Source organism: Amycolatopsis sp. VC5-11, assembly GCF_037034185.1.
Taxonomy (GTDB): domain Bacteria; phylum Actinomycetota; class Actinomycetes; order Mycobacteriales; family Pseudonocardiaceae; genus Amycolatopsis; species Amycolatopsis nivea.
Window position 1 is genome coordinate 347,606 of record NZ_JBAGKF010000005.1, and the last position, 25,262, is coordinate 372,867.

28 protein-coding genes are annotated in these 25,262 nt (G+C 69.4%); 15 read left to right on the top strand and 13 right to left on the bottom strand.

Going from position 1 to position 25,262, the window contains the following annotated elements; all coding sequences use genetic code 11:
- Positions 1-25 precede the first annotated feature (25 nt).
- Positions 26-631 carry a TetR/AcrR family transcriptional regulator gene (locus tag WA670_RS18775; RefSeq protein WP_336158366.1) on the top strand — a complete coding sequence of 202 codons (606 nt, stop codon included), beginning with the start codon at positions 26-28 and terminating at the stop codon, positions 629-631.
- 102 nt (positions 632-733) lie between these two features.
- Complete coding sequence (locus WA670_RS18780; protein WP_275293926.1) at positions 734-1,003, top strand: hypothetical protein; 270 nt, start codon at positions 734-736, stop codon at positions 1,001-1,003.
- Positions 1,004-1,489: 486 nt separating this feature from the next.
- Here WA670_RS18780 and WA670_RS18785 read toward each other — a convergent pair whose 3' ends face one another.
- Positions 1,490-2,461 (bottom strand): chitinase, encoded by a 972-nt coding sequence (locus WA670_RS18785; protein WP_336158367.1) that lies wholly within the window; start codon positions 2,459-2,461, stop codon positions 1,490-1,492.
- Positions 2,462-2,787: 326 nt separating this feature from the next.
- On the opposite strand from WA670_RS18785, the gene WA670_RS18790 reads away from it, so the two are divergent.
- The gene (locus tag WA670_RS18790) at positions 2,788-3,441 is read left to right on the top strand and encodes an NIPSNAP family protein (RefSeq protein WP_051729072.1); all 654 of its coding nucleotides are present in this window, start codon (positions 2,788-2,790) and stop codon (positions 3,439-3,441) included.
- 1 nt (position 3,442) lies between these two features.
- On the opposite strand, the gene WA670_RS18795 is transcribed toward WA670_RS18790, so the two are convergent.
- Complete coding sequence (locus WA670_RS18795) at positions 3,443-3,886, bottom strand: nucleoside deaminase (RefSeq protein ID WP_037814760.1); 444 nt, start codon at positions 3,884-3,886, stop codon at positions 3,443-3,445.
- Positions 3,887-3,965: 79 nt separating this feature from the next.
- Here WA670_RS18795 and WA670_RS18800 point away from each other — a divergent pair, with 79 nt between their 5' ends.
- On the top strand, positions 3,966-4,970 hold the full coding sequence (locus WA670_RS18800) for a helix-turn-helix transcriptional regulator (protein WP_275293927.1): 1,005 nt from the start codon (positions 3,966-3,968) through the stop codon (positions 4,968-4,970).
- On the opposite strand, the gene WA670_RS18805 is transcribed toward WA670_RS18800, so the two are convergent.
- Positions 4,917-5,495, bottom strand: coding sequence for a TetR/AcrR family transcriptional regulator (locus WA670_RS18805; protein WP_336158368.1), 579 nt, complete (start codon positions 5,493-5,495; stop codon positions 4,917-4,919). The two genes, WA670_RS18800 and WA670_RS18805, sit on opposite strands and share 54 nt — an antisense overlap.
- A gap of 89 nt (positions 5,496-5,584) precedes the next feature.
- Between WA670_RS18805 and WA670_RS18810 the strand changes: the two genes are divergently transcribed.
- A complete protein-coding gene (locus WA670_RS18810; RefSeq protein ID WP_134730867.1) occupies positions 5,585-6,487 on the top strand; it encodes an NADP-dependent oxidoreductase in 903 nt (300 codons plus the stop codon).
- Here WA670_RS18810 and WA670_RS18815 read toward each other — a convergent pair.
- The 3 genes from WA670_RS18815 to WA670_RS18825 form a co-directional block, all read right to left on the bottom strand.
- Entirely contained in the window at positions 6,484-7,089 is a 606-nt protein-coding gene (locus WA670_RS18815; RefSeq protein WP_037814765.1) for a TetR/AcrR family transcriptional regulator, read from the bottom strand. The two genes, WA670_RS18810 and WA670_RS18815, sit on opposite strands and share 4 nt — an antisense overlap.
- 85 nt (positions 7,090-7,174) lie before the next feature.
- Positions 7,175-7,387 (bottom strand): hypothetical protein, encoded by a 213-nt coding sequence (locus WA670_RS18820; RefSeq protein WP_336158369.1) that lies wholly within the window; start codon positions 7,385-7,387, stop codon positions 7,175-7,177.
- Between the two features lie 4 nt (positions 7,388-7,391).
- On the bottom strand, positions 7,392-8,000 hold the full coding sequence (locus tag WA670_RS18825) for a TetR/AcrR family transcriptional regulator (protein WP_336158370.1): 609 nt from the start codon (positions 7,998-8,000) through the stop codon (positions 7,392-7,394).
- Positions 8,001-8,023: 23 nt separating this feature from the next.
- On the opposite strand from WA670_RS18825, the gene WA670_RS18830 reads away from it, so the two are divergent.
- The gene (locus WA670_RS18830; protein WP_336158371.1) at positions 8,024-8,524 is read left to right on the top strand and encodes an SRPBCC family protein; all 501 of its coding nucleotides are present in this window, start codon (positions 8,024-8,026) and stop codon (positions 8,522-8,524) included.
- A gap of 9 nt (positions 8,525-8,533) precedes the next feature.
- Positions 8,534-9,199 carry an HAD family hydrolase gene (locus WA670_RS18835; RefSeq protein ID WP_336158372.1) on the top strand — a complete coding sequence of 222 codons (666 nt, stop codon included), beginning with the start codon at positions 8,534-8,536 and terminating at the stop codon, positions 9,197-9,199.
- Positions 9,200-9,229: 30 nt separating this feature from the next.
- Here WA670_RS18835 and WA670_RS18840 read toward each other — a convergent pair whose 3' ends face one another.
- Complete coding sequence (locus WA670_RS18840) at positions 9,230-9,850, bottom strand: LysE family translocator (RefSeq protein ID WP_134734253.1); 621 nt, start codon at positions 9,848-9,850, stop codon at positions 9,230-9,232.
- 230 nt (positions 9,851-10,080) lie between these two features.
- On the opposite strand from WA670_RS18840, the gene WA670_RS18845 reads away from it, so the two are divergent.
- Positions 10,081-11,202, top strand: a complete 1,122-nt coding sequence (locus WA670_RS18845) for a S1 family peptidase (protein WP_037814769.1) — start codon at positions 10,081-10,083, stop codon at positions 11,200-11,202.
- Between the two features lie 68 nt (positions 11,203-11,270).
- On the opposite strand, the gene WA670_RS18850 is transcribed toward WA670_RS18845, so the two are convergent.
- The 3 genes from WA670_RS18850 to WA670_RS18860 all read right to left on the bottom strand — a co-directional run bounded on the left by WA670_RS18850 (position 11,271) and on the right by WA670_RS18860 (position 16,318).
- The gene (locus WA670_RS18850) at positions 11,271-12,119 is read right to left on the bottom strand and encodes a formate/nitrite transporter family protein (protein ID WP_037814770.1); all 849 of its coding nucleotides are present in this window, start codon (positions 12,117-12,119) and stop codon (positions 11,271-11,273) included.
- A 240-nt stretch (positions 12,120-12,359) separates the two neighbouring features.
- Positions 12,360-15,311, bottom strand: a complete 2,952-nt coding sequence (locus tag WA670_RS18855) for a trypsin-like serine protease (protein WP_336158373.1) — start codon at positions 15,309-15,311, stop codon at positions 12,360-12,362.
- A 137-nt stretch (positions 15,312-15,448) separates the two neighbouring features.
- A complete protein-coding gene (locus WA670_RS18860) occupies positions 15,449-16,318 on the bottom strand; it encodes an XRE family transcriptional regulator (protein WP_336158374.1) in 870 nt (289 codons plus the stop codon).
- A 116-nt stretch (positions 16,319-16,434) separates the two neighbouring features.
- On the opposite strand from WA670_RS18860, the gene WA670_RS18865 reads away from it, so the two are divergent.
- The 4 genes from WA670_RS18865 to WA670_RS18880 all read left to right on the top strand — a co-directional run bounded on the left by WA670_RS18865 (position 16,435) and on the right by WA670_RS18880 (position 19,632).
- Positions 16,435-17,322 (top strand): XRE family transcriptional regulator, encoded by an 888-nt coding sequence (locus WA670_RS18865; protein ID WP_134734249.1) that lies wholly within the window; start codon positions 16,435-16,437, stop codon positions 17,320-17,322.
- A gap of 138 nt (positions 17,323-17,460) precedes the next feature.
- Entirely contained in the window at positions 17,461-18,000 is a 540-nt protein-coding gene (locus tag WA670_RS18870; protein WP_336158375.1) for a CHAP domain-containing protein, read from the top strand.
- 14 nt (positions 18,001-18,014) lie between these two features.
- The gene (locus WA670_RS18875; protein ID WP_336158376.1) at positions 18,015-18,860 is read left to right on the top strand and encodes a poly(ethylene terephthalate) hydrolase family protein; all 846 of its coding nucleotides are present in this window, start codon (positions 18,015-18,017) and stop codon (positions 18,858-18,860) included.
- The gene (locus tag WA670_RS18880) at positions 18,853-19,632 is read left to right on the top strand and encodes an SGNH/GDSL hydrolase family protein (RefSeq protein WP_336158377.1); all 780 of its coding nucleotides are present in this window, start codon (positions 18,853-18,855) and stop codon (positions 19,630-19,632) included. Before WA670_RS18875 ends, WA670_RS18880 begins: the two co-directional genes overlap by 8 nt.
- A 67-nt stretch (positions 19,633-19,699) precedes the next feature.
- Here the strand turns inward: WA670_RS18880 and WA670_RS18885 are convergent, their stop codons facing one another.
- Positions 19,700-20,659, bottom strand: a complete 960-nt coding sequence (locus tag WA670_RS18885; protein ID WP_336158378.1) for a LysR family transcriptional regulator — start codon at positions 20,657-20,659, stop codon at positions 19,700-19,702.
- A 154-nt stretch (positions 20,660-20,813) separates the two neighbouring features.
- On the opposite strand from WA670_RS18885, the gene WA670_RS18890 reads away from it, so the two are divergent.
- Both WA670_RS18890 and WA670_RS18895 read left to right on the top strand, forming a co-directional pair.
- Complete coding sequence (locus WA670_RS18890) at positions 20,814-22,034, top strand: FAD-dependent monooxygenase (protein WP_336158379.1); 1,221 nt, start codon at positions 20,814-20,816, stop codon at positions 22,032-22,034.
- Positions 22,031-22,651, top strand: a complete 621-nt coding sequence (locus WA670_RS18895) for an NADPH-dependent F420 reductase (protein ID WP_336158380.1) — start codon at positions 22,031-22,033, stop codon at positions 22,649-22,651. Before WA670_RS18890 ends, WA670_RS18895 begins: the two co-directional genes overlap by 4 nt.
- Positions 22,652-22,690: 39 nt before the next feature.
- Here WA670_RS18895 and WA670_RS18900 read toward each other — a convergent pair whose 3' ends face one another.
- Positions 22,691-24,136, bottom strand: coding sequence for a sulfatase family protein (locus WA670_RS18900; protein WP_336158381.1), 1,446 nt, complete (start codon positions 24,134-24,136; stop codon positions 22,691-22,693).
- Positions 24,137-24,209: 73 nt separating this feature from the next.
- Positions 24,210-24,650: a VOC family protein gene (locus tag WA670_RS18905; protein WP_238607341.1), complete on the bottom strand. Its 441-nt coding sequence runs from the start codon at positions 24,648-24,650 to the stop codon at positions 24,210-24,212.
- A 73-nt stretch (positions 24,651-24,723) separates the two neighbouring features.
- Between WA670_RS18905 and WA670_RS18910 the strand changes: the two genes are divergently transcribed.
- Positions 24,724-25,242, top strand: a complete 519-nt coding sequence (locus WA670_RS18910) for a MarR family winged helix-turn-helix transcriptional regulator (RefSeq protein WP_037814782.1) — start codon at positions 24,724-24,726, stop codon at positions 25,240-25,242.
- The last annotated feature ends 20 nt before the right edge of the window (positions 25,243-25,262 follow it).

The following is a 25,262-nucleotide window of genomic DNA, read 5'->3' on the forward strand; positions in this document are numbered from 1 at the left end:
TGCTGGTTCGGGCGGGTGAGGGCTGATGCTCCGCGAACCGCAACAAGAACGCAGCCGCACCACCCGGCGGCGGTTGATCGAAGCCGCGATGGACTGCATCGGGGAGCGCGGCTGGCACGGGGTGACCGTCGCGGTCATCGCGGAGCGGGCCGGGGTTTCCCGGGGTGCCGCGCAGCACCACTTCCCGACGCGGGAATCGCTGGTCGCCGCGGCCGTCGAGTTGCTCGGCGAGGCCCAGCTGGACGAACTGCGCACGCGCGCGGCCGGGTCGCCGGGCGGCTCGTCGCGGATCGAGTGGGTCGTCGAGATGCTGCTGACCCTCTACACCGGGCCGATGTTCCGCGCCGCGCTGCAGCTGTGGGCCGTCGCGTCGACGGACGACCAGTTGCGCGACGTGCTGGTGCCGCTGGAGGCGCGCGTCGGGCGGGAGGCGCACCGGGTCGCGGTCGAACTGCTCGGGGTCGACGAGGCCCAGCCGGGCGTTCGCGAACTGGTCCAGGCCACTCTCGACCTCGGGCGCGGGCTCGGCCTCGCCAACCTCCTCACCGACGACACCCGCCGCCGCGAGCAGATCGTGCGCGAGTGGGCGCGGACGATCGAGTCTCGCCTGGCGGGAACCGAACAGGTCTAGGCATCGTCACATTCCCGAACCGCTACAGTGTGGCTGTTAACACATTCGGCCTAATCGGCGATAACGTTGAGTAAGTAGCCCACGAGGAAGAAGGCGATCCCGGTGTCCGGTGCAGAAGGGGTGACCGTCGAGCTGACCCATCGCGCGATGGCCATGCTCAAAGCGGTCGCGCAGCAGCGCGCGGAGATGTCCACCAGCTGCGAGCCCGACCTGTTCGTCGACGGTTTCGCTTGCTGCGACCAGATGACCGCACACGCACTCGCCAAGGGCGGCTACGTCCGCCCGGGCGCGGGAGTCACCGCCGCGGGCCGGGTCCCCGCCGAACTGACCGAGGCCGGCGCGGCCGCGCTGTCGGTCACCGCCGCTGCCTGATCTTCACTCGTTCGGCCGTATCCGCACACGGTGTGTGACGGACGGCAGAACGGGGACCTCCCGGGCGGGAAGGTCCCCGTCGCCAGACCCGGCGGCCGCGATCCAGGCGTGCACCAGGTGGTTCAGTCCACCGGGGTGACCCGCGAGTCTTCGCTCGAACGGTGCCCGGTTCGCTCAGCTGAACCGCCGTCGGTTTGATCCGGGCCGGTCGAACCCGCCAACCTGACCCGAGTCGGCGGAGTTGCTGCCCGGCTTGATCCGGGCCAGCCCAATCGCTGCCCAGCCGGGCCAGGGCCAGTCGAGCCGCCGTCAGTTCGGCCGAGGTCGGCAGGATCGCTGCCCGGCTTAGCGCGCGTCGGCCGGACCGGCGCCGAGCCGGGCTGGGGCCGGACCGCTGCCAGTTCGGCCCAGGTCGGCAGGATCGCTGCTCGACCTAACCCGCCTCGCCCGAACCGTCGCCTGGCTCAACCCAGCCCGGCCCCGCGATCAGCCGTTGTACCCGGCCACGACCTTCGTGAACGCGTAGTTCTCCTGGTCGATCCCGCTGCAGCCGCCGCAGTCGCGGTTTGTCGCCCAGAACGTGACGCGGCCCAGGTGGTGTTCGGCGGCCCAGTCGCGGATCGCGGTGAAGTCCGCGACCGACACGACCTCGCCCGCGCGGTCGGTCTTGCCGTTCATCGACGACAGTCCGGCGCGGTGGTAGGCGGTGGCGTCGTCCCAGCCGAACGTCGACTTCAGTTCGCCGACCAGGCCGTCGACCGCGGATTTCGTCATCGCGACCATGTCGCCGCCGTTGGAGAAGTCGAACGGCATGAGCGACCACACGTCGACGTCCGCGCCCAGTGCCTTCGCCTGCGAGACCAGGCGCTTGCCCCAGTCGTTCGGGCCCTGCGGCGTGGTGCCCATGGTGATCACGACGCGCACGTTCGGGTTCTTCTCCTTGACGATCTTGACCGCGCCGAGGATGCGGTCCTGCACCGCCGCGTTCTCGAACTCGTCGGTGTTCTCGATGTCGAGGTCGATCGCCTTGAGGTCGTAGGCGTCGATCACCTTCTGGTACGCGCCGGCCAGTTCCTCCGGCGATCCGCAGTTCGGGCCCAGTTTGTTGCCCTGCCAGCCGCCGAACGACGGGATCACGTCGCCGCCCGCGGAGCGGATCTTCTGGATCATCGCGGCGTCGGTCCCGTCGAGCGGGCGGTTGCCGTCCCAGGCGGGCGTGCAGCCGCCGCCGGAAAGCATGAACGCGAGGGTGAACGCGCTGACGCCGGTCGCGTCCATCGCGGCGGACGGATCGCTCTGGCCGCCCCACTGGTACAGGTACGGGGCCGCGAGGACCGGGTCTCCCGCGGCTGAGGCGGTGCCGGTCGCGGTGGACAAAGCGGCGCCCGCGGCGAGCGCCAGCACGCCGAGACGTCCGGCGAGTTTCCGGCGGGAACTGGTGCGGCGCAAGGATTTCATGGGTCCTCCAACGGGGGAACGCGCACCTCGCGGCACGCGTCATCGGAGCACCTGGCGAAGCCGGACGTGGCGGCGGCGCCCCGCAGGCACTCGGGGGAGTGTGTGCGCAGTCACAATGGACTAGACCATTGAGAAGTGTCAAGACATGGGCGGGAGTGGGAAAAAACCTCACCGAGGGCGCCGAGGTCGCCGGGAGGTTCCGGGGTGCCGGTCAGCGGGACGATCGGGAAGCGGTGCGTGGCCGGGAGGGCAGACGAGTCCGCTCAGCGAGCGCGGTCGCGGGGCTGTGTCAGGCTGGAAGGGCGAGCGAACGAAGTGGGAGCGTCATGACCGAACCGGTCCGGATCAGCGGTGCCGACGTCGCCCCGGAGCAGCAGGCTGTCCGGTACGAGCTGGCGATTCTGTCGTTCCAGCTGCTCGACGGGCCGAAAGCCGTCGAAGGCGTGCTGCCGTGGGTCGAGGGGCACGGCGAACTGCTCGGCTGCTGGCAGACGGAAAACGGTCCGCTCGGCAGGCTGGTCGTGCTGCGCGGGTTCGAGAACCAGCAAGCGCTGGACGAGGAACGCTTGCGCGCCCGGCACAGCCGCGAACCGTTCGGCGGCGGCTGTCTGACCGACCTGTCGCTGCAGAGTTTCGCGCCGTTCCCGTTCGTGCCGCCGGTGCGGCCGGGAACGTACGGCTCGGTGTACGAGATCCGCGACTACCACCTCCGGCCGGGCGGTCTGACCGCGACGATCGACGGCTGGCGCGAAGCGTTGCCCGCGCGGCATCTGGTCGATCCGCTGACCGTCGTGATGTACGCGCTCGACGGCCCGGACCGGATCATCCAGATCTGGCCGTTCGCGAGCTTGGACGAACGGCTCGCGATCCGTCGCGACCTCTACGCGAAGGGGATGTGGCCGCCGCCGGGCGCGCCGGAGGAGATTCTCGGCGCGGACTCGGTCATCGCGGTGCCGCTGGAGTTTTCGCCGCTGGCGTGAGTCACGTCGGTTCGCCGATGTCCTCGAACCAGAGCGCCGGTTCCCGTTCGATGAATTCCGTCATCAGGGCGACGCAGGCGGGGTCGTCGAGGAGGTCGACGCGGACGCCGTGGTCGGCGAGCCAGCCGTGGCCGCCGGTGAAGGTGCGGGATTCGCCGATCACCACGTGCGGGATGCCGAATTGCCGGACCAGACCGCTGCAATACCAGCACGGCGACAGCGTGGTGACCATGATCGTGTCGCGGTAGTGCGGGCGGCGGCCGGCGGCGCGGAAGGCGGTGGTTTCGGCGTGCAGGGACGGGTCGCCGTCCTGGACGCGGCGGTTGTGGCCGCGGCCGAGCAGCTTCCCGTCGCGGTCGAACAGGGCCGCGCCGATCGGCACGCCGCCCTCGGCTTTTCCGGCTTCCGCCTCTTCGCGGGCGACAGCGAGCAGGTCGTCGAGCATGCGTCACTTTCGCACGTCGCCGCGTTGCCCTGGCGATCGAGGACCGAACCTGTCCGCGAAGCGTGGCAGAGTGCTCGGCATGTACGGAACCTCCGAACGCCTGTTGCGCCTGCTCTCGCTGTTGCAGGCGCGTCGCGAATGGCCTGGTCCGGACCTCGCGGGCCGGCTGGGGGTCGACGTCCGGACGATCCGCCGCGACGTCGAACGGCTGCGGCAGCTCGGTTATCCGGTGCACGCGACGCCGGGGGTCGCGGGCGGGTACCGGCTAGGTTCCGGTGCGGCGCTGCCGCCGCTGCTGCTGGACGACGACGAGGCGGTCGCGGTGGCGGTCGGCCTGCGCACGGCGGCGAACGGCACGGTGGCGGGCATCGAGGAGACGTCCGTGCGGGCGTTGGCGAAGCTCGAACAGGTGCTGCCCGCGCGGCTGCGGCACCGGGTGCGGGCGATGGATTCGGCGATGGTCCGGATCCCCGGCGGCGGGCCGACGATCGACGCGGAGCTGCTGACCGTGGTCGCGGCGGCGTGCCGGGACAACGAGCGCCTGCGATTCACCTACGGCACCCACGCGGGCGAGGTGACCGAACGCGACGTGGAACCGTTGCGGCTCGTGCACGCCGGCTGGCGCTGGTACCTCGTCGCGTGGGACCTCGGCCGAGACGACTGGCGCACCTTCCGGCTGGACCGCATCGACGGTCTCCCGGTGCCTAGTTTCCGTTTCACGCCAAGGGAACCGCCGGCCGAGGACCTCGCCGCTTACGTGTCGAGCCGGATCGCGACCGCGCCGTATCCGCACATCGTGACGCTGCGCGTGTCGGCTCCGGCGGAAGTGCTGACGGCGTGGATTTCCCCGACGACGGCGGTGATCGAGCCGATCGACGACGAAACCTGCCGGATCCGCACCGGCGCGAAAACCTTCGAATCCATTCCGTTTTACCTGGCGCAGTGGGAATTCGACTTCGTGGTGGAGGACGGGCCGCCGGAATTGCTGGACCGGATGGCGAACATCGCGCAACGATTCGCGCGGGCGACGTCAGGCCGGACTTCCGCCGGTGGCGACGGCGAGCAAATCCGCGGCGGCGGTTGACAGGGCCCCGGGGAAACTGTTGCTGTCGCGGTGTTTCTCGGTCATCCAGCGTTCGGTGGCGAGTCGTAGGACGGAGAGTCCGAGGTCGGTGGCCAGCCGGGCGGTTTGGGGATCGATGCCGCGGTCTTTCAGTGCGCTGGTGAGGGTTTCGGAAATGGTGACGAGTTTGATCAATTCCCGTTCACGCAACGGGGGATTGGCAGCGATCACGGTCGCTCGGCGCAGCAGGAATTCGCGCGGACGGAATACGCGTGGCGCCGTAGCGAAGGCGGCCAGCAGGGTCGGCAGCGCGGGCGTTCCTGGCGGGACGGCGTCGATCGCGGTGACGAATTCGGTTTCCAGTTCCTGGCTGCCGCCGAACAGCACTTCCCGTTTGTCCGCGAACCAGCGGTAGAACGACCGCTCGGTGAGGTTCGCGCGCTGGGCGATCTGCGCGACCGTCGTGCGGTCGTAGCCCTGTTCCTCGAACAACTCCAGTGCGGCTTGCTCGAGCCGGTTCCGGGTGTTGCCCTTCCATCGCGCCATGGGGCCAGTGTAGCGACAGCAGATGCTGTCATCACTCTGGTAGCGTCAGTGACGACAGCTTCTGTCATCACTCACGAGGAGACAGCCGGATGCGCACCCTTCGTTTCTCTGAACACGGTCCTGCGGCCCAGGTCCTGCGGGTCGAGGACGCCGCGGTCCCCGAACCCGGGCCGGGGCGGATCCGCGTCGCGGTCCAGGCGTGCGGTCTGAACCCGGCGGACTGGGCGTTGTGCGAGGGCCTCTTCGCCGGTGACCTGCCGCGCGGGATCGGCCTGGAGGTGTCCGGCACGGTCGACGCGCTCGGCGAAGGCGTGACCAGCGTCGAGGTCGGCGACCCGGTTTTCGGCATCGCGCCGTTCACCGGCCCCACCGCGGGCGCGTCTGAACAGGCGCTGCTCGACACGTGGTTCCCGCGGCCGGACGGGCTCGATGCGGTCCACGCGGCGGCTCTGCCGATGGCGGTCGGAACGGCTTACGCGGCGCTCGACGCACTCGGCTCCGGCACCTTGCTCGTACACGGTGCGGGCACCACCACCGGGTTCGCCGCGGCGCAGATCGCGCTCCTGCGCGGGGCACGCGTGATCGTCACCGCGGGCGAAACGCACGCCGCCGCGCTCCGTTCGGCTGGTGCGGAAGTCACCGGCTACCAGGACGGAATCGCCGAACGCGTGACGGCGCTGGCCGGGGGGCCGGTCGATCGAGTGCTGGACGCGGCGCCGTTCAGCGGCAAGGCGGCCGAACTCGTGCGCACGGTCAAGGAACCCGGACACGTGCTGACGCTCGACCTCAGCTCGGACCAGCCCGGGGTCCAGACCATTGTCAGCTCGGGCGCTCAGCCGCGCTACGACGTCCTCGGCGAGTTCGCGTCGCTCGCGGCGGAGGGACGGTTTTCGATCCCGGTTTCCCGGATTTTCCCGCTGGACGACTGGCGGGCCGCGCTCGAACTGAGCCAGTCGCGGCAGGCGCGGGGCAAGCTGGTGCTGGTGCTCTAGCCCGCGCCGAGCATGCGGAGGACGAGTTCGCCGTACTCCTTGCCGAGTTCGGTGGGGGTCTGCCGGGTCCGTTCGCTGTACCAGCGCGCGACGTCGACGCCCAGCGACAGCACCGCGCGCGCCGCGATCCCGACGTCGCCGACGGTGAACGCACCGGACTCGACCCCGTCGGCGATCACCTCGCGCACGCGCTGCTCGATCTTCCGCCGAAGCTGCGCGACGACCTGGTATTCCTTCTCCGGCAACGCATTCAGCTCGTACTGCACGACCCGCGCGACCGTGTGCCGCCGCGCGTGCCAGGCGACGAAATCCTCGACGAGCAGCCGCATCCGCTCCACCGGACCGGTGACGCGCCCGATCACGTCCTCGACGAGGGCCAGCGTCTGCTCGTGCCCGTTGCGGCTGATCGCGAAAAGCAGCGCGGCTTTGGACGGGAAGTGCACGTACAGCGCGGCCGGGCTCATCCCCGCCGCACCGGCGATGTCCCGCGTGGTGGTGGCGTGGTAGCCGCGCTCGGCGAACGACTCCACCCCGGCGAGCATCAGCCGTCGCGCGGTCTCAGGCTGCACGTCGGGCCACAGGTCGGCCGAGAGCGTGGTCATCCGGCGATCCTCCTCTAGTCCCGCGCCGGCCGGTGAGTCCGCCCGTCGGATTCATTGTAAGCGCTCGCTCAGTGAACTGGCCCGGTCAGGACTCCGGCGGTTCGGCCGGGCCGTGATGGCGTCCGGTCAGCGCGGACCGGAGGAGGAAGACCACGTCGAGGCCCCAGAAGCCGCCGACTGGGTACACCGCGTCCTGGTTCAGCCAGGCGGTTTTGTGCTCATGCGCCACAGAGCCGAGGAACGCGAAGCCGCCGATGAAGCGGGCCAAGGCGACGAAGGACTGCCCTTTGCGGGGCACGGATTCACCCGTCCTTGAGTCCGAGCGAAAGCCGGGCCTGCGCCGTCCACGCGGTCAGGAAGGCTTCCTCGCCCACGTCGCCCGGTGTGTGCCCGACGAGGGCGTCGAGGATCGGGTAGTAGGTCAGCGCAGCCAGCAAGACCGACGCGGTGGCTTCGGGGTCCTCGACCTGGAAGTCGCCGCGTCGCACGCCGGAGGCGATCCATTCCGTCGCGGCTGTGTAGACCGAACCGAGCACGCCGTGCCACATTTGTTCCAGCAGGTCAGGGAACGGTTCCAGTTCGCGGAAAATGATGCGCAGGGCCGCGCGGTCCTGGCGCATGCTCTCCCAAACCAGCCGCGCGATCACTGGAAGCGCCTTCTCCGGTGCTTCGGGCAGCGCTATTGCTTGCCTGCTTCGGTCGCTGATACCCGCGAGGTGTTGCTGCACGATTTCCTCCAGCAGCGCCCGCTTGGAGGGGAAGTGTTTGTACAGCGCCCCGGAGCCGGGGTTGAGGCCGCAGGCTCGCTGGATGTCGGCGGTCGAGGTTTTGTCGAAACCCCTTTCCGCGAACAGCCGGGTGGCCGCTTCGACCAGGTGCTGCCTCGTCACGCCGGGAGTTGAACGCGCCATAGTGAGAGAGTACTCTCTTTCCAATGATCGAGGTTCAGGTGACTGAGACGATCAACTGCCCGGCGGGCCGGGTGCTCGAGTTCGTGATGGATCCCCGTGCCTATGCGGCGGTCGACCGCAAGATCGGTGCGATCGAATGGGTGCGGCGCGCCGGGGACGTCACCGAATTTCGTTTCGGCAGCAGGCTTCCGGGCATTCCCGGCCCGGCGGCCAAGGTGGTTTCGCGGATGACCCGCACGCCGGGCGAGCGGGTGGACGTGCGATTGCCGCCGATCCCGGCGAATCGGCTGGCCAATCTCGTTTCCGAGTTCAGCGCCAGCTGGGTGTGCGCGGCTTCGGGCGAGCGCACTGCGGTTACCCGGACTGTGCGATGCGGGTTCAAGGGGCCGTTGAAGTGGTTCGCGGAGCCGGTTTTGCGCCGGACACTGCGGCCGGACGTCGAGGACGAGATGCGGCAGGCCAAGGCGGCGCTTGAGTCGTCCGGAGAGATGCCGCCGGTGATTGACTCCCGCGGCGGTGGGTAATCAGTGATCGTGACTGCTTCCCCCATTGCCGTCCTCGACATCGACGGGACGCTCGTCGATTCCAACTACCACCACGCTCTCGCCTGGTACCGGGCGTTGCGGTCGGTGGGCGAGGTGTATCCGGTGTGGCGGCTGCACCGGTTGATCGGGATGGGCGGGGACCAGTTCGTCGCCGCGGTCGGCGGGGAGGAGCTGGAGCGCAGGGCGGGCGATCGGGCCCGGGAGCAGCAGGGCAAGGAGGTCGACGCGCTGCTCGAGGAGATGGCGCCGTTGCCGGGCGCGCGCGATCTGCTCGTGGCCCTCAAGGAGCGCGGCCACCGGGTGGTGCTCGCCAGTTCGGCTCAGCAGCGTCACGCGGAGGTCTTCCTCGACAAACTCGACGCGCGCGACCTCGTCGACGACTGGACCACCAGTGCCGACGTCGAGGCGTCCAAACCGGCCCCGGATCTGCTGCAGGCGGCGTTGAAGAAGCTGGGCGCCCCGTCCGACGCGTCCGCGGTCATGGTCGGCGACTCGGTGTGGGATGTCGAAGCGGCGAAACGAGCCGGGATGCCCGCGATCGTCGTCCGCTCCGGTGGCTTCGGCGACGACGAACTCCGGGAGGCCGGTGCCGTCGCCCTCTGCGACACGCCGGGGGATCTCGCGAAGGCTCTGGACGACACTCCGCTCGCTTGAGTGGAGCGCCGGAAGCGGTCAGCAGACCACCTACGCAGCGGGGCGTTCGACGGCTAGGCCGATGCCGAACGCTGCGAGGATCGCGCCGCCCGTCCGGAGAATTGCGCGGACCACTCGTGCGTTGCGCAGCATCCTGGCAGCGGCGCTGAAAACGAGGGCGTAGCTGGTGAGGGAGAGGAAGCCGATCACCGCGAACGCTGCCCCGAGGACCAGCGTGTCGACGGGTCGCGCGCCGTGGTGGAGGAATTGGGGGATGACGCTGGTGAAGACGATGACGGTCTTGGGGTTGGACAAGTCGCTGAGCAGTCCTTCCCGGAACGCGCGCCATCCGCTGCGCGGCCTGCCGGTGGTCAGCGCCGCCAAGTCCGGCCCGGAGCGGGTCAGCAGGAGTTTGCCGCCCAGGAAGATCAGGTAGGCGGCGCCCAGGTAACGGACCACGTCGAACGCCACCTGCGAGGACACCAGCAGTGCGGTCAGTCCGGCGACGGACGCGCCTGCCCAGACCAGGTCGGCTGTCAGCACTCCCAGCGCGGTCAGCAGGGCCGGACCCCGGCCGCGAGCGATCGCGCTCTTGAGGATCAGCATGACCGCGGGTCCGGGAATGAGGACCAGGAGGACGGACAGGGCCGAGAAAGCCGCAATCGAAGACATGGGGACATTGTTGCCCGAGCCCTGTTGATTCCGGTCCGGTTCACCCGTCCCGCCCATCTGAGCGGCGCCGGCGCGCCAGTTGCCCGGAAGTCCGTGCCGGAGTGGACGAACGGAGCAGTCGCGGCGACAGGTTTCGGACAAAACGTGGGCCGTCGCTGGACCGGCTTCGCGCACCCTCCGCACACTCGGCCGACAGTGGGTTTCTTTCCCCCGGCCTTCGAGGAGTTCCGATGCGTCGAAGAATCACCCTCAGCCTCACCGGTGCGGCCGTTCTCGCGGCCAGTCTCACCGCCGTGGTCGCGCCCGCCGCCCAGGCGTCGCCCGGACTGATCTCGGCCATGCAACGGGATCTCGGCCTCAGTGCCGCACAAGCGCAGACCCGGCTCCGGCAGGAGCTGACCGCGTCGAAGCAGATGCCCGCGGCCCAGCAGGCGGCTGGAACGGCCTTCGGCGGGGCCTGGTTCGACCCGGCGCGCGGCAAGCTGGTCGTCGGCGTGACGGACCCGGCCGTGGCCGACGCCGTTCACCGGACTGGCGCGGAAACTGTTCCGGCAAAGGTCACCGCCGCGGCGCTGGACGCGGCGAAGACGGCCATCGACACCGCCGCGAAAGCGAAACGAGCCCCGGCCTCGGTCAGCGGCTGGCACGCGGATCCCCGCAGCGGCAGTGTGGTCGTCACCCTCCAGCCGGGCGCGCACGGTCCGGATGTCGACGCCTTCCTCGCGCGAGCCCGTGAAGCAGGTCCGGTGACCGTGGCGTCCGGCGCCCGGCCGCAGACCTTCTCGGCAGGCACCGTCGGCGGGGATCCCTACTACATCAACGGAAACACCCGCTGCTCCATCGGTTTCTCGGTGCACGGCGGGTTTGTCAGCGCCGGGCACTGCGGCAGCAAGGGCAGCTCCGTCGTCGGCTGGGACAACTCGGCGATGGGCACGTTCGCCGGATCTTCCTTCCCCGGCAACGACTACTCCTACATCACCATCGGCAACGGCTGGTGGACCGCCCCCGTCGTGCTCGGCTGGGGCACGGTCAGCGACGTGATCGTCCGCGGGTCGGCCGTCGCGCCTGCCGGTTCGTCGATCTGCCGCTCCGGCTCGACCTCGCATTGGCACTGCGGCACCGTGCTGGGATTGAACGAGACCATCAACTACGCCCAGGGCGCGGTCTACCAGGCGACGCACACCAACGCGTGCGCGGAACCCGGCGACTCCGGCGGCTCGTTCATCACCGGCGACCAAGCCCAGGGCGTCACTTCGGGCGGCTTCGGCAACTGCAGCACCGGCGGCGAGACCTGGTTCCAGCCGGTGAACGAGATCCTGCAGACCTACGGCCTGTCGCTCGTCACCGGGTGACCCGTCCGGGCTGCGGCATCGGCCTCTTCCGAGACCGGTGCCGCAGCCCGGCGCCGACCGCGCCCGGGTCAGCTGCCGGTGGTCGCGAGTTCTTCCGCAGCCGGGGCCGGGGCGGCGGTCACACGGGACCGGTTGCCCAGCAGGACGTACGCGGCTCCGACGAGAAGCCCGCCGCCGACCAGGTTTCCCAGCCCGACGAACAGCAGGTTGCGGCCGAACGCGCCGATCGTCGCGCCGGGCACGCCGTCCAGGAGGCCGAGGGTGTAGGTCGTCATGTTGGCGACCACGTGCTCGAATCCGGAGCTGACGAACGCGAGCAGGCACCAGAAGATCAGCGCCAGCTTCGCGCCGTCCGACTTCGTGCGCGCGGCCATCCACACGGCGAGGCAGACCAGGAAGTTGCACAGCACGCCGCGGAAGAACAGCGCACTCGCCGATTCCGCGGTTTTCGCCTTGACCAGGCTCGCGAGCAGAGCCGCGCCCGGACCGGGGTGCCCGGCGGAGCCGCCTACGGACAGCACTCCGCCCTCGTGCACGAGCCAGGCGAAGACGAGCGAACCGAGCAGGTTGCCGACGAACGACACCACGATCACCGCCGCGGCCGCACCGGCGCCGCGCCGCCGGACGAACGCGCCCTGCACCATCGTCATCATGTTCCCGGTGGACAATTCGGCGCCGGCGAACACCACGGCGGTCAGCGCGATCCCGAACACGAGGCCCTGCACCGTTTTCGTCCACGGCGAACTCGCCGCGTTGAGAGGTCCGGTCGCGGACAGCAGCAGCACGACCGCCACGCCGATGAACGCCCCGGCGAGCATCGAGCTCACCAGGTAGCGGCCGGGACGGCGCAGGTCCTCGATCTTTCCGTCGGCGACGTCCGCCTGCAGGTCGAGAGCTTCGGATACGGGAATCGGCATGGCGCGGGCCTTCCGGGCCGGGGGCGGGTACCCCGGCATTCGACCCCGCGGACTCTGCGTCCGGGTAGCGTCGTGATCAGCATCTGGTGTCCGAGTGCGCACAGCCCGCGGCGGCCGCGGTGAATTGCCCCGTCCAGTGCGTAACGGGGCATAACGGGCATTCGCTCGATCGCGCCGGGATGGAAAACTCGAGATGCCGCCCCCTGGAAGGGGACGGCATCTCGGTGCGGGGCAAGGAACTCAGCCGAAAACGAACCAGAAGAACGTCGTCGCGGCAGACTTCCCGGACGCGTCAGTGACCGTGACGGTCACCTGCCTGCTGTCGGCGCGCGTCGGCGTTCCGGACACGATTCCGGTCGCCGGGTCGAGCGTCAGGCCCGGGGCGAGAGCGGTCGACGACCACCGGTACGGGCTGGCGCCGCCGGAGGCCTTCAGCTGCAGGTTCACCGCTTTGCCGGTCCAGCTGTCCTGGTTGCCCGGGGCCGCCAGCATCAGGGCCGAGGGCTGCCCGCCGGTGACGGTCAGCTGGTAGTGCGTCGTCTGCGTCGATTTCGGGCTCTTGCCGGAGATCGTGACGTCGTACGTTCCGGCCGGAGTGCTCGCGCTCGTGGCGATCGTGAGCGTGGAGCGGCCGCCGAGGTCGACGCTCGCCGGGCTGAACGTCGCCGTCGCGCCCGAGGGCAGTCCGGCGGCGGTCAGGCCGATCGACCCGGTCGGCGGCGGCGGGTTGTCGCCGCCCGGCAGGTGCGGGGCGAGGTCCGCGGCGTAGGTGGAGACCCGGGCGTAGACGGCGTACCAGTCGCACGAGGTGGACATCCACGAGAACACCCCGACGACCGTGTTGCCGACCAGGTACGGTCCGCCGCTGTCGCCGACGCACGCGCCGGCGTGGTGGTCGGCGTATCCGGTGCAGAGCATCGCCGGGGTCTTGTACTCCTCCTGCCCGTGGGGATCGGTGAACCGGCCCTTGCAGGCGCTGTCCTCGGCGACCGGCACGTCGGCCTGCCGCAGCACGTTGCTGTAGGTGTTCGCGCCGGTTTCGCCCCAGCCGATCGAAACGCCCTTGGTGCCGGGCGCGTCGAGGCTCGGGTCGGTGTTGAGCTTCGGGTACGTGATCCCGGCGGGGACCGGCATGTCCTTGTCGAGGGTCACGACCGCGACGTCCGCGCCGATGCTCCAGTCCGTGTAGTCCGGATGCACCCACTGCGACGCGATTTCGGCGGTGGTGCCGGTGTTCTGCGTGAGGTCGTCGTCGCCGTAGACGAACCACTTGTGACCGGGTTTCTCCAGCAGGCAATGCGCGGCCAGCAGCACGGTGTGCGGTCCGAACAGCGTGCCGGTGCAGGACTGCTGTCCGGGGAAGGCCGAACCTTCGCGGCGCATCGAGATGATGAAGGGATGATCCGCCGTGGTGGTCGGAGTACCGCCTACGACGCTTGGCGAAGCAGCGGAGGGCGCGTTAGCGGTGACGGTCGTGCTCGCCGAACTGCCCGCGGCGACGCTGCCGGAAGACGGCGAGGCGGACAGCGTGAAGTCCTGCGCCGGAGGCGGGGTGTCGCCGCCGGTCAGCTTCGAGGCCAGCGCGTCGGCCTTCGGGGAACCCCAGCCGGTGCACAGGTCGTAGCCGGTGCCCGCGTTGTAGGTGCCGTTGCCGCCCGAGGTGACGTCGTGGAACGTCGAGGCGTAGTCCGCCGAACCGGCGATCCGGTAGAGGCTCGGGTTGAGCTGGCCGAGCCGGGATTTGCCGCCGCTGAGGGATTTCTGGTTCAGCATCGCCGCGTAGCCCGCCCAGAGCGGGGACGACAGGCTGGTGCCGCCGACGTCGAGCCAGCCGCCGTTCATGTACACCGACAACGCGCCGGCGCCGTAGTCGGCGACCATCGAAACGTCCGGAACCGAGCGGTACTGGTTGGTGCCGGGCTGCCAGTCCGGGCGCGAGTAGATCTTCGAATACCCGCCCCCTGACCGGGTATTGCCGCTGCCGCCCTGGTTCCAGCACGATTCCGACTGCCACGTGCCCGCGCTGTCGGACGTCCGCAGCTGGGTGCCGCCGACGCCGGTGAACAGCGGGTCGCTCGCCGGGTAGTCGGCCTGGATCGTCTTGTTGTCGCCCTGGTAGCCGCAGCCGGTGCCGCCCCAGTCGCCGGACGCGGAGAACATCGTGACGCCCTGCGCGGCGAGTTGCGTGTAGGAATCGTGCGAGGCCGCGATCGGGCTGGATTCGCAGAGTTCGCCGTTGAGCCACGATCCGGAAAGGACGGTGATCTTGTTGTCCGACGCGATCTGCGCCATTTCGTGCACCCACGCCTGGTCGGAGTTCGGCGCGGAGTAGACGACCTGCTTGGCCTTCGGCGCGGTCGCCGCGACGGCCTGGACGTCGAGCGTGACTTCCATCTGGTCGCCGCCCGGATTCGGGACCCCGCCGTCCACCTTGACGACTTCCGGCGTGACCGCGGGTTGCTTGAAGTACTGCGTCCAGGCGTCGATGTCGGACTGCTTGAACGTGTCGAACTCGATCAGCCCGACCGTTTCGCCGGAACCGTCGTAGCTGCCGGAGACGCCGGTCATGCTGTAGGCGGTGCGCAGCTGCGCCGGGGTGTAGCCGCCGCCGGGACCGGACGGGCCCGCCGGTGCGCTTGCCCGGTGCGCGGCGGGCCGGTTCGTCAGGCCGGTGACCCCGCGGACGACGGCTGCGATGTCCGAGGGGACCGCGGTTGCCTTGGTAGCGTTGAAAAACCGCTCGCCCTTGGCGGACCGGAAGCCGGAAAGCGAGGTGCTGAACGCGTTTTCCACTTCCGCGGGCGTGCCGGACGCGGTGACGACCTGGCGGTTGCCGGTGACGTCGTCGATGCGCAATCCCTTGCCGGTCAAGTACTTCCGCACCTGGCTGACCGCGCCGGCGGTGGGACCGAACCGGTCGGTGTATTCGGCGGCGCTCAAATAGTGGTGGTACAGCGGGGATTTCGGGTTGGCCGTGTCGGCGACGTACCGCTCGGCTCCCGCTGCGTCGTGGGGCTTGAGCGCGACGGACACGGTGACTTGGCCGGGCAGAGCGGAACTGTCCGCGGTGGCGCCCGCGGGGACAGCGGGGGCGTTGTTCAGCGGGACCAACGGCTGGGCTGCGGTGGCTGTCGGCGGGGAAAGTGCCGCTGTCGTCAGGAAAGCGGCTACGAGGAGAGCTGGACTTCGCATGTGCTGCTCCGGAGTTGTGAGGAGGAATACAGCACTGCGCACGGTAAGAACCGCGTTCCGGCCTCTGCCACGAAAAGTGGAAACTGCGCCGCGCTGCCGGGGTATCCCCAGCTCAGCGGGCTGTGTTCACAGAATTGCTACCAGGTCCACTCGACGCCGATGATCCCGGCGCCGACGTCCCTCGCCGCCAGCGTCACCGAGCCGCTGCCTGCCGCGCGCAGTTCTTCCACTTTTCGGCGGGGTGCGGCGAGGTCGCGTTGTTCGAAACGGCGAACGCTTTCCGGAATGTCCGAGCCGAATTGCACCCGGCAGGTGTACAGGGGAGCGGGCCGGGTGAGCCTGCGGTGGTATCCCCGCACCGGGCGGCCGTGCGGGAACACGAATTCGTACTCCACTGCCGCGACCTCTCCGGCCCGCAGTTCCCGGTCGAAGAACAACTCCGCGATCAGGAGCCCGCTGACCGCGTCGACCCGGGTCCGGCCCGCGCGGCAGCAGTGCCCGGCGGCGAAGCGCGGAGGCTGCCGCGCGCGGTCTTCGGTCTGGTAGTAGGCGGCCATCCGGACGACCCCGTCCACGGCGGCCTCGGCCACCACGCGCACTCTGAGCAGGCGTTCCTGCCGGTCGTCGTCCACGAGAAGTTCGTCGTGCACCGACCGCAGCCGCACCTGGTCCTCCGGCGGCAGGTCGAATTCGAGCGACGAGGGCCGCACCGACGGCCACAGCCGGCGCCGTTCGAGCAGGGGAGTCCGCTGCGGGCGCGAACCTTGGCGGTCCTGCGGCCCGAGCAGCGACGTGAGGCGGCCCGCGCCGAGGCCGAGCACCTGCTCGAGTTCGACGACCGCGTGCAGCGACGTCTCGCGGCCCGGCAGCGACCGGCCGGTCCGCCAGTACGCCAGTGCGCTGCGCGACACCGTCACCCCGCGGGCCGCCAGATGCTCGCGCAGCCGGTCCAGGGTGAGCCCGGCACCGCTGATGGCGGCGTCCAAGGCGTCGGCGAACGAGGGCACGACGTCCACTGTGGTGCGCCGGTATCCGCCGGACCAGCGTCGTTCGTCGGATACCGGGGGTAACTGCGGACTTTCGGAGGTTCCGGAACGCCCGCCAGTGAGATCATCCTGGAAACGTGACTCGGCCTTCCGCGGGCTCGTTCGCGGTCACGCTGGACACCGCGATCGAGGAATCCGGACTGTCGCTCGACCGGCTCCAGCACCACCTCGCCGCGCGCGGGGTGCGGCTTTCGCGCTCGGCGCTGTCCTACTGGCGGCGCGGCCGGTCGCAACCGGAACGCGAGACGTCGATCGCCGCTGTCGCGCAGCTCGAATCCGTGCTGAGCCTCGAACCCGGGACGCTGACGTCGAGGCTCGGCCCCAAGGCGCCGCGCGGGCGCTGGCTCGGCGAACCCGCCTGCCGGATCGAGCGCCGCCGGCTGTGGCCGCAGCTGCGGGCGTTCTCCGCCGAGCTGAAACCGCCGCCGGACGGACAGCTGTCGTTCTGGTCGATCCACGACCGGATGCTGCTCGACGAGCACGGCGGCGAGCGCGCGCTGCAGGTCCGGATGGTCGCCGAGGCCGCCGTCGACGGCGTGGACCGCCTGATGGCCTACTACCAGGCCGACTCGTTCCTGACCGCCGACCCGGTTTACCGCAGCGCGCGGTCGGCGCGGGTCGGCCGGGTCTGCGTCGACCGGGAAACCGGCATGATCGCGGGCGAACTGCGGCTGGAGCGGGCCCTGGCGCTGGGCGAGGTGACGATCGTGGAGTACGAGGTCCGGTTCCCGCCGGGTCCGCCGATCGACCACTACCACCGCCGGTTCACCCGGCCCGTCGCGGAGTACGTCTGCCAGGTGAGCTTCGGACCGCGCGTCCCGCGCCGGGTCCGGTCGTTCGAGCAGCGCGGGCTCGGCGGTCCCGAACATCCCGGCAGCGCGCTGTCCGCCGGTGCGACGCACACGACGACGCTGGCTCTGCGCGACGTCCGGCCCGGCATCTACGGCACCGGATGGCAGTGGTGAGCAATTCTGTGAACGGGAAGCCCCGACCAGGGAAGACGATCAGCGGCGGACCAGTCGTCCACAAAGGTCTGGTTCGAAGGTGATCAGCGACTTACCGTCACGGCGCACTTACTCCCCGAAGCAAGAAAGGCCCTCCCCATGCGCCGATCCTCCCGTGCCGTACTCGCCCTCGCCGCCGCGGCCGCCTTCGCGGTCAGCGGAACCGGTACCGCCTCCGCCTCCACGGCGACCGCGTCCGCTGCTGCGTCGACGTCGATGGCCGCTCACTTCGGAACCGTCCCGGCCTCGTCGACGGCGGGCACCATCGGCGACATCTACCCCTCGAAGTGGCGCGACGTCCCGCAGGACTCGGTCGTCGACGACTGGAACATGTACAACCGCGAGTGCGTCTCGTGGGCGGCCTTCAACATCGCGCGCCACGGCGAAAGCGCGAACAACTACGGCGACGCGAAATACTGGGACGACAACGCCCGCAACCACGGCTACCGCGTCGACAACACCCCGACGGCGGGTTCGATCGCCCAGACCGACAACGGCACCTACGGCCACGTTGCCATCGTCGACAGCGTCCACAACGGGACGGTCACCGTCGAGGACTACAACTGGACCGGCGACGGCCACTACCTCGTGCACGACGTGAACGCTTCGTCGTTCCGCTACATCCACTTCTACAACTGATCCCGGAGTCCGACATGCGTTCGTTCAGCCGGAGATCCCTCCTGGCGACGACCACGGCGGCGGTCGCGGTCGCGCTGGTGCCGGGGGTGGCCGCGGCGGCTTTGCCGAGCGTCGCGGCCACCGCCCGCGACTACGAGAAGGACGGGCCGCACCAGCCCGTGAAAGCAGCTGGCGACAGCGCGCACACCCTCTATTACCCCGCCGACCTCGCTTCGAGCACCGCCAAACATCCGGTGCTGATCTGGGGCAACGGAACCGGTGCCACCGTCGACCAGTACGAGCTCCTGTTCACCCACCTCGCCACTTGGGGTTACGTCGTCGCGGCCGCGAACACCGGACAGTCCGGCTCCGGCATCGAGATGCTCGACGGGGCGAAGTATCTGATCGCCGAGAACTCCCGACAGGGCAGCGTTTTCCAGAACCGCATCGACACCGGGCAGATCGCCGCCGCCGGGCACTCCCAGGGCGGCGGCGGTGCGATCGCGGCCGGTGCCGACCCGTTGGTCAAGACCACGATCCCGATCATGCCGGGGCCACAGGGCACCGTGGGCGCGTTGCACGGTCCGGCGTTCTTCGTGTCGGGGCAGGCGGACATCATCGTCCCGGCGCTCTATGTCCGCGCGCGTTTCGACGCGTGCGATCAGGTGCCTGCCGTCTACGGGCAGCTGCGCAGCGCCACGCACTTCTTGCAGGGCGACACGCGGTACCGGCTCGTCGGCGCGATCACCGCCTGGCTGCAGTATCACCTGACTGGCGACCAGGCAGCGAAGAGCGTGTTCTACGGCCCGAAACCCGGGCTGCAGCAGGACACCGCGGCGTGGTCGGATTTCGCGCGCAACAGCCGGGCCGACAGTGCGTAGGGCGATCATCGCGGTTCTCGCGTTCACGGCCGCCGTCCTCGGGTGCCAACCGGCCGGCGCCGCCGAGTCGCCGACCTCGATGGCCGCGCTCGGCGATTCGATGACGCGGGCGTTCAACACCTGTCTGCTGCCATGGACGGACTGCGTCCGCAATTCGTGGGCCACCGGCACCGACGTCGACAGCTACTACCAGCGGCTGCGGAAGCCGGACATCGCGAACCACAACTTCGCGCTGACCGGCGCCCGGATGAAGGACCTGCCGAGACAGGCGAAGGTCGCCGTCGCCAGCCGCGTCGACCTGGTCACCGTCCTGATGGGCAACAACGACGCCTGCAGCGGCGGCACGGAGGTGACGACGTTCGCGAACCAGTTCAAGGAGGCGATGACGACTCTGCAGGAAGGAGTGCCCGGCGCTCAAGTCAAGGTGGCGTCCATTCCGGACATTTACCAGCTCTGGGATGCCTTGCACACCAACGAATCCGCGGTCGCGAAGTGGGGCACCTTCCATGAATGCGATGCACTGCTGGCGAACCCGACCTCGACCGCCCCGGCCGACCAGCAGCGGCGCGACGCGTTCCGGCAGCGGATCGTCGACTACAACGCCCAGCTCGCCGCGGTCTGCGCCGAGTTCGCCCAGTGCCAGTACGACGGAGGCGCGGGTTTCGCGGCTCGGTTCGATCCGAGCGATGTGTCCACTGTGGATTACTTCCACCCGAGCGCGAAAGGGCAGGCGTTGATCGCTGACGTCGCCTGGAAAGCCTTGGGTTCCTGATCGCCGGAAGCGGTGCCGCTCGCGGAGCGCGGCGCCGCTTCCGCGCGTCCGGGACGCCGAGGAATTCCTAACGCTCCGCTGCAGGCGCGGCCGAGTCCTTGGATGCCGTCCGAACCGGAATCGCGTCGGCGGCCCAGTGCTCGCCGAGCCGTTCGGCGGCGAAGTCGAGAAGGGCGGAGGCGCGCGGAGTGAGCTTCATGTCCGCCGGCCAGATCCCCACTACGTGGGTCACCGTGACCGGGGGGTCGAGGGGCCGGATGACGACCGGTCGTCCCTCGATGCTCATGGGGAGCGCGTGGGGCCGGGACATGAGCAGCCCGTAGCCGAGTCCGCGGCCCACCAGTGCCTCGACGAGGCCGATCTGGGAGACCCTGGCTTCGATCTTGGGCTCCAGGCCGCGCGCGGTGAACGCGTCCGCCACGTTGCGGACGCCCGGTGTCGCGTCGTACTGGATGTAGGGCTCGTCGGCGAGATCCGCCAGGTCCACTGTTTCGGCCGCCGCGAGCGGATGCCCGGGAGGCAGGTGCGCCTCGAGTTCGGTCGCGTAGATCCTGCGGCGGCGGCATCCGGTCGGCAGCGACACGTCGTACACGAGGGCCACGTCGAGCCGCCCTGCCTCGAGATCGGAGAGCAGCTCTTCGTTGGTGCCCACCGTGATCCCGATGCTCACGCCGGGATGGCGCTTGGGAAAGCCCTCGAGAAGCTCCGGCACCACGTTCGCGGCGAAGCTCGAGTAGCAGCCGAGCCGCACCGGACCCCGCAGCTCCTGTTCGCGCCCGGCGTTCAGGACGAGTTCGTGCGTGTCGGCCACAATCTGACGCGCCCGTCTGGCGAAATCCTGACCGGTCGGAGTGAGCGTGAGCCCTCTGGCCTTGCGCCGCACGCACAGCTGCTCGCCCACGGCGCTCTCGAGGCTCGACACGGCCTGCGACAGCGCGGATTCCGAGATGTGCAAGTGCGCCGCGGCCGCGCTGAGCGTGGGGAAGTTCGGCAGTGCCGCGAACAGTTCGAGTTGCCGCAGGCTCACCTCGGAGATGGCTGCCCTTCCCCTTCTTCAGTTCAGCCGAATTACATCCTCACATTACCACGATTTACACGCAGAGGAAGGCCTCGCATGATGGGAGGAACAGCTTCCCGATCCCTCCGAACGGAGGGCTGGCAAGGACTTTGGGGGAGAAGCAGTGGCAAGTCAGGACACTCGCATCGCGATCATCGGCGGAGGGATGGGCGGGCTGACGGCCGCGATCGCGCTGCGGAAGATCGCCGGAGTACGGGCCACCGTGTTCGAGCAGGCGGGCAAGCTGGGCGAAGTGGGCGCGGGGGTCACGGTCGCGCCGAACGCCGCGCGCGTCCTCGAGAGACTCGGCGTGCTCGATCGGATCAGGCGGGTCGGAGCGGTCCCGGACGGGCACGGCGTCTACCTGAACGCCATGGGCGGTCTGGTGACCGACGCGGCCTGGGAGGACTCGGCCAAGCAGCACCGGAACATCGGCATGTACCGCCCGGACCTGATCGACGCCTTGGCGCAGGAGGTCGATCCGGCGACCATCCGTCTCGGCCACCGGCTGGTTTCCGTGGAGCCACTGGGCTCCGGCGTCCGCGTCGAGTTCGAGAACGGCGCGGACGGCGTGTTCGACGCCGTGATCGGAGCGGACGGCATCCATTCGGTGGTGCGGGGAGCCGTCGGCCAGTTCCCAGAGCCGGTCTACTCCGGGTACATCGTCTATCGCGGAGTGGTCGACGCGTCCCGCCTGCCCGGCGACTGGCCCATGATCAGCCAGGTGTGGATGGGCAACCGGCGGCACTTCATGTGCTATCCGCTGCAGCAGCGGAAGCTGTTCAACTTCGTCGCAGGCATCCCGAGCGACCGGCCGCTCGACGGGGCCTGGTCCGGCCCGGCGGCGGTCGGCGAACTCGCCGCCGAATTCGCGGGCGCGGACTGGGACCCGAAACTCCAGGAGTTCATCGGGCGCATCGAGCACACCTTCTGGTGGGGCCTCTTCGACCACGAACCTCTCGCCAACTGGTCCCGAGGGCCGATCACCTTGCTCGGCGACGCGGCGCACACGATGCTGCCGCACCAGGGACAGGGGGTGAACCAGGCGATCGAGGACAGCATGGCGCTCGCGACGTTCCTCGCGGCGGCCGACAGCGTCGCCGACATTCCCGAGGCGTTCAGGCGCTACACCTCGGTCCGCATGCAACGCACGGCAATCCTGCAGAACGGCTCTCGCCGGGCCGGTGCCATGTTCGACGCGCAGTACGAATTCGCGGACCTCGAGAAGCGCGACGCCGATCTCCGGGTCGGGCGCGATTTCCGGCGGAGCGCGGTATTCGACTACGACGCACAGAAGGTGGCCGAACAGGCGCTCAACCGATTTCAGGGGGTACCGGTCGCATGACCTCGATCAGCATCATCGGCAGCGGCAAGATGAGCGGGGCGATCGCGGAGGTCGCGGCCCGGGCAGGCGCAAGCGTCCAGATCATCAAGCGCAGTGCGGAAAGCAGGTCCGCGGCGCGTCCTGGTCCCGGCTACGGCGTCATGGGCGACAAGCTCACCGGAGACCTGGTCGTGCTCGCCGTTCCCTACGGAGCGTATCCGGGCATCGTCGAGCACTATCGGGAGCAGTTCCGCGAAAAGGTCGTCATCGACATCAGCAACCCCATCGATTTCTCCACCTACGACCGGCTGAAATCACCCGCTGATTCGTCCACCGCGGCCGAACTCGTGAAGCTGCTGCCCGCGGGCACGGCCGTCGTCAAGGCGTTCAACGTCAATCTCGGAGACACGCTCGTCAGCGGCACGAACGGCACGACGCGCACGACCGTCCTGTTCGCCGGTGACTACGCCGAGGCGAAGATGGCCGTCGCGGAGTTCATCGAGGCGGCGGGAATGCGCGCGGTCGACGTCGGCCCGCTGACCCGCGCAAGGGAACTCGAGGCGATGGGGTTCCTCCAGATCGTGGTGGCGGCGCTCGGCAAGACGCGGTACGAGTCGGGCTTCGCGCTGCTGGAGTGAGCGGGATTGATCGCCTCCGCGTGCTTCCGGTGAACGGGGTCAGTGCCGGCAGGCGGCCGCCCCGTGGCAGGAGGCCATCGCCCGCAGCGTGTCGTGCAGTTGCTGGGCCTTGTCCGGCGGCAACTGAGCGGCGGTGTTGTGCAGTTCCTGCGGATCTGTGGTCCGGTCGTAGTACTCCTTGGCGCCGTCGGCGTACTCGACGTAGGTGTAGGCGGTGCTCCGAATCGCCTCATAGGTGGTCGGATTGCCGCTGTTCTTCGCGGGCTTGTCGGGGTCGTTCTTGTCGAAGTCGGGGCCGTGGTGCTCCACCAGCCCGACGGTGCGCCACGCCGGCGGTGCGGTGCCGTTCAGCAGCGGCACCAGGCTTTCGCCGTCCACTGGTGCGGGGGTTGGTGCCCCGGCCAGCGCTTCGAAAGTCGGCCGCAGGTCGATGTTCTCGGCGGGCTGGTCCACCGTCGCGCCCGCCTTGACGCCGGGGCCGGTGACTACCAGCGGGACGTGGACGTCCGTGTCGAACGCCGTCTGCTTTCCGGGGGTGAGCCGGTACTCGCCCATGTGGTAGCCGTTGTCCGAGGTGAAGACGAGGTCGGTGTTGCCGCGTACTCCGGCTTTGTCCAATGCCGCTTGCACGGTGCCGATCATCTTGTCGACCGACTGCACGGCCTGCGCTCGTTTGCGGAAGTCCTTGTCGATGGTCTGTTTTTCCCGGTCGGTCAACGGGGTGCGGGAGGCGAGCCACGACGGCGGCGACGACGGGAGCGTGTCGTACGCGGGGCCGCGCGGTGCGGTGAGCCCGGGGAACGCGCCGGCGTCGCGGGGCGCGGGGGTGTAGGGGCCGTGCGGGGCGAACGTGGCGAGTTCCATCGCGAACGGGGTGTGGTCGGCCGCCGAACTGGCCACGAACCGCGCGGCCTTGTCCGCCATGACGTCGACGAGGTAGTCCGCAGGCTTCTTGCCGTAATGCTTGACGGTGCCGTTCTCGTTGAGGTCGTAGTCGAATTCGCGGTAGCCGTTCCCCGCGACATCCCATTCGTTCCAGCCCGGCGGGATCCCGTCGGATTTCGGCTGGTAGCCGTTGAGATACTTGCCCATCATCGCGGTCCGGTACCCGGCCTGCTGCAACGACGTCGCGTAGGTCGACTTGTCGTCGCCGCGGCCGTGGAAGACGCGGTAGCCGCCGTCCTCGCCGCCGTTGGTGAACACGCCGGTGTCGTGCGGGACCATCCCGGTGAACAGCGACGAGCGCGACGGGCAGCAGAGGGAGTCGGTGACGGTGTAGTTGGCGAACGAGGTGCCGTTGCGGGCCATTTCCTGGACGTGCGGCAGATACGGCAGCAGGTTCATCGACAGGTCGTCGGTGAGCACGAGGACGATGTTCGGTTTGCCGCCGGCCGCGGCGGGCTGGCCCGGCACGCAGGCGACGGCCGTCGAAGCCACTGTCAAGGCCAGCAGCGAGATCAGGAGCGAACGAGCGCGTTGCGGCATGCCCCGCACGCTAGAACCGCGATCCGCGAGTTCGGTTCGGAGCGTGTTCGGGTTCGGTAAATCCGCCGCGCGCTCAGCCGAGTTCCTGAGCGAGCCCGACGACGATGTTCTCCGGCCCCCGGACGTAACACAGCAGATAGATGTCCTCGTACTGCACCACCTCGTTGACCAGTTCGGCTCCGTGGGCGCGCAGGCGGGCGAGGGTGTCCTCGAGGTCGTCGACCGCGAACATCATCCGGCGGATGCCGAGCGTGTTCGCCGGGGCCTGCCACGGCTCCGGAGCGATCGCCTTCGGCTGGTGGAATTTCGCCAGTTCGACCCGCCCGGGTCCGTCGGGGACGCGCAGCATGGCGACGTCCTGCCGGATGTCCTTCAGGCCGACCACCCGTTCCGCGCCGCGCCAGTCCAGCGGGCCCTTGTTTTCCAGTTCCAGCCCCAGTTCGACGAAGAACGCGATGACCGCGTCGAGGTCCTCGACGACGATGAGGACGTTGTCCATCCGCTTGACCGTCATGCGGTCACCGTAGCCTGCTCCGAAAAGCCTTAGTGGTGCTATTCTTAGCCCAAAGCTATTCAGGGGGTGCCGGATGCCGAAGCGGACCGAGCCGGACGAGGTCGACGAGATGCTCGCGCAGTGGCGGGACGAGGTGCCGGAGGTAGACACGTCGCCGCTCGCGGTGTTCGGGCGGTTGCACCGTTCGTTCGACCGGTACCAGCGGCAGCTGACGCGCGTGTTCGCCCGGCACGGGATCACGGTGGCGGACTTCGGGATCCTCGCCGCACTCCGGCGGGGCGGCGCGCCTTACCGCCGCACAGCCGGGGACCTCGCCGACACGAACCTGCTCACCACCGGCGGCATCACCCAGCGGGTCGACAAGCTGGTGCAGGCCGGACTCGTCCGTCGCGAACGCGACGAGGACGACCGCCGGGTCGTGTTCATCGGCCTCACCGAGGAGGGGCTCGCGGCCACGGACAAAGTGGTGCACGAGCATTTCCCCAACGAGAATCGCATGCTGGCCGGGTTGACCGCGACGGAACGGGCGCAGCTGGCGAAATTGCTGGGGAAGCTGGAGCAGTCGCTGGACCAGGCCGAGTTCGGGGACTGAATCCGTCCGGCTGGGGCCGA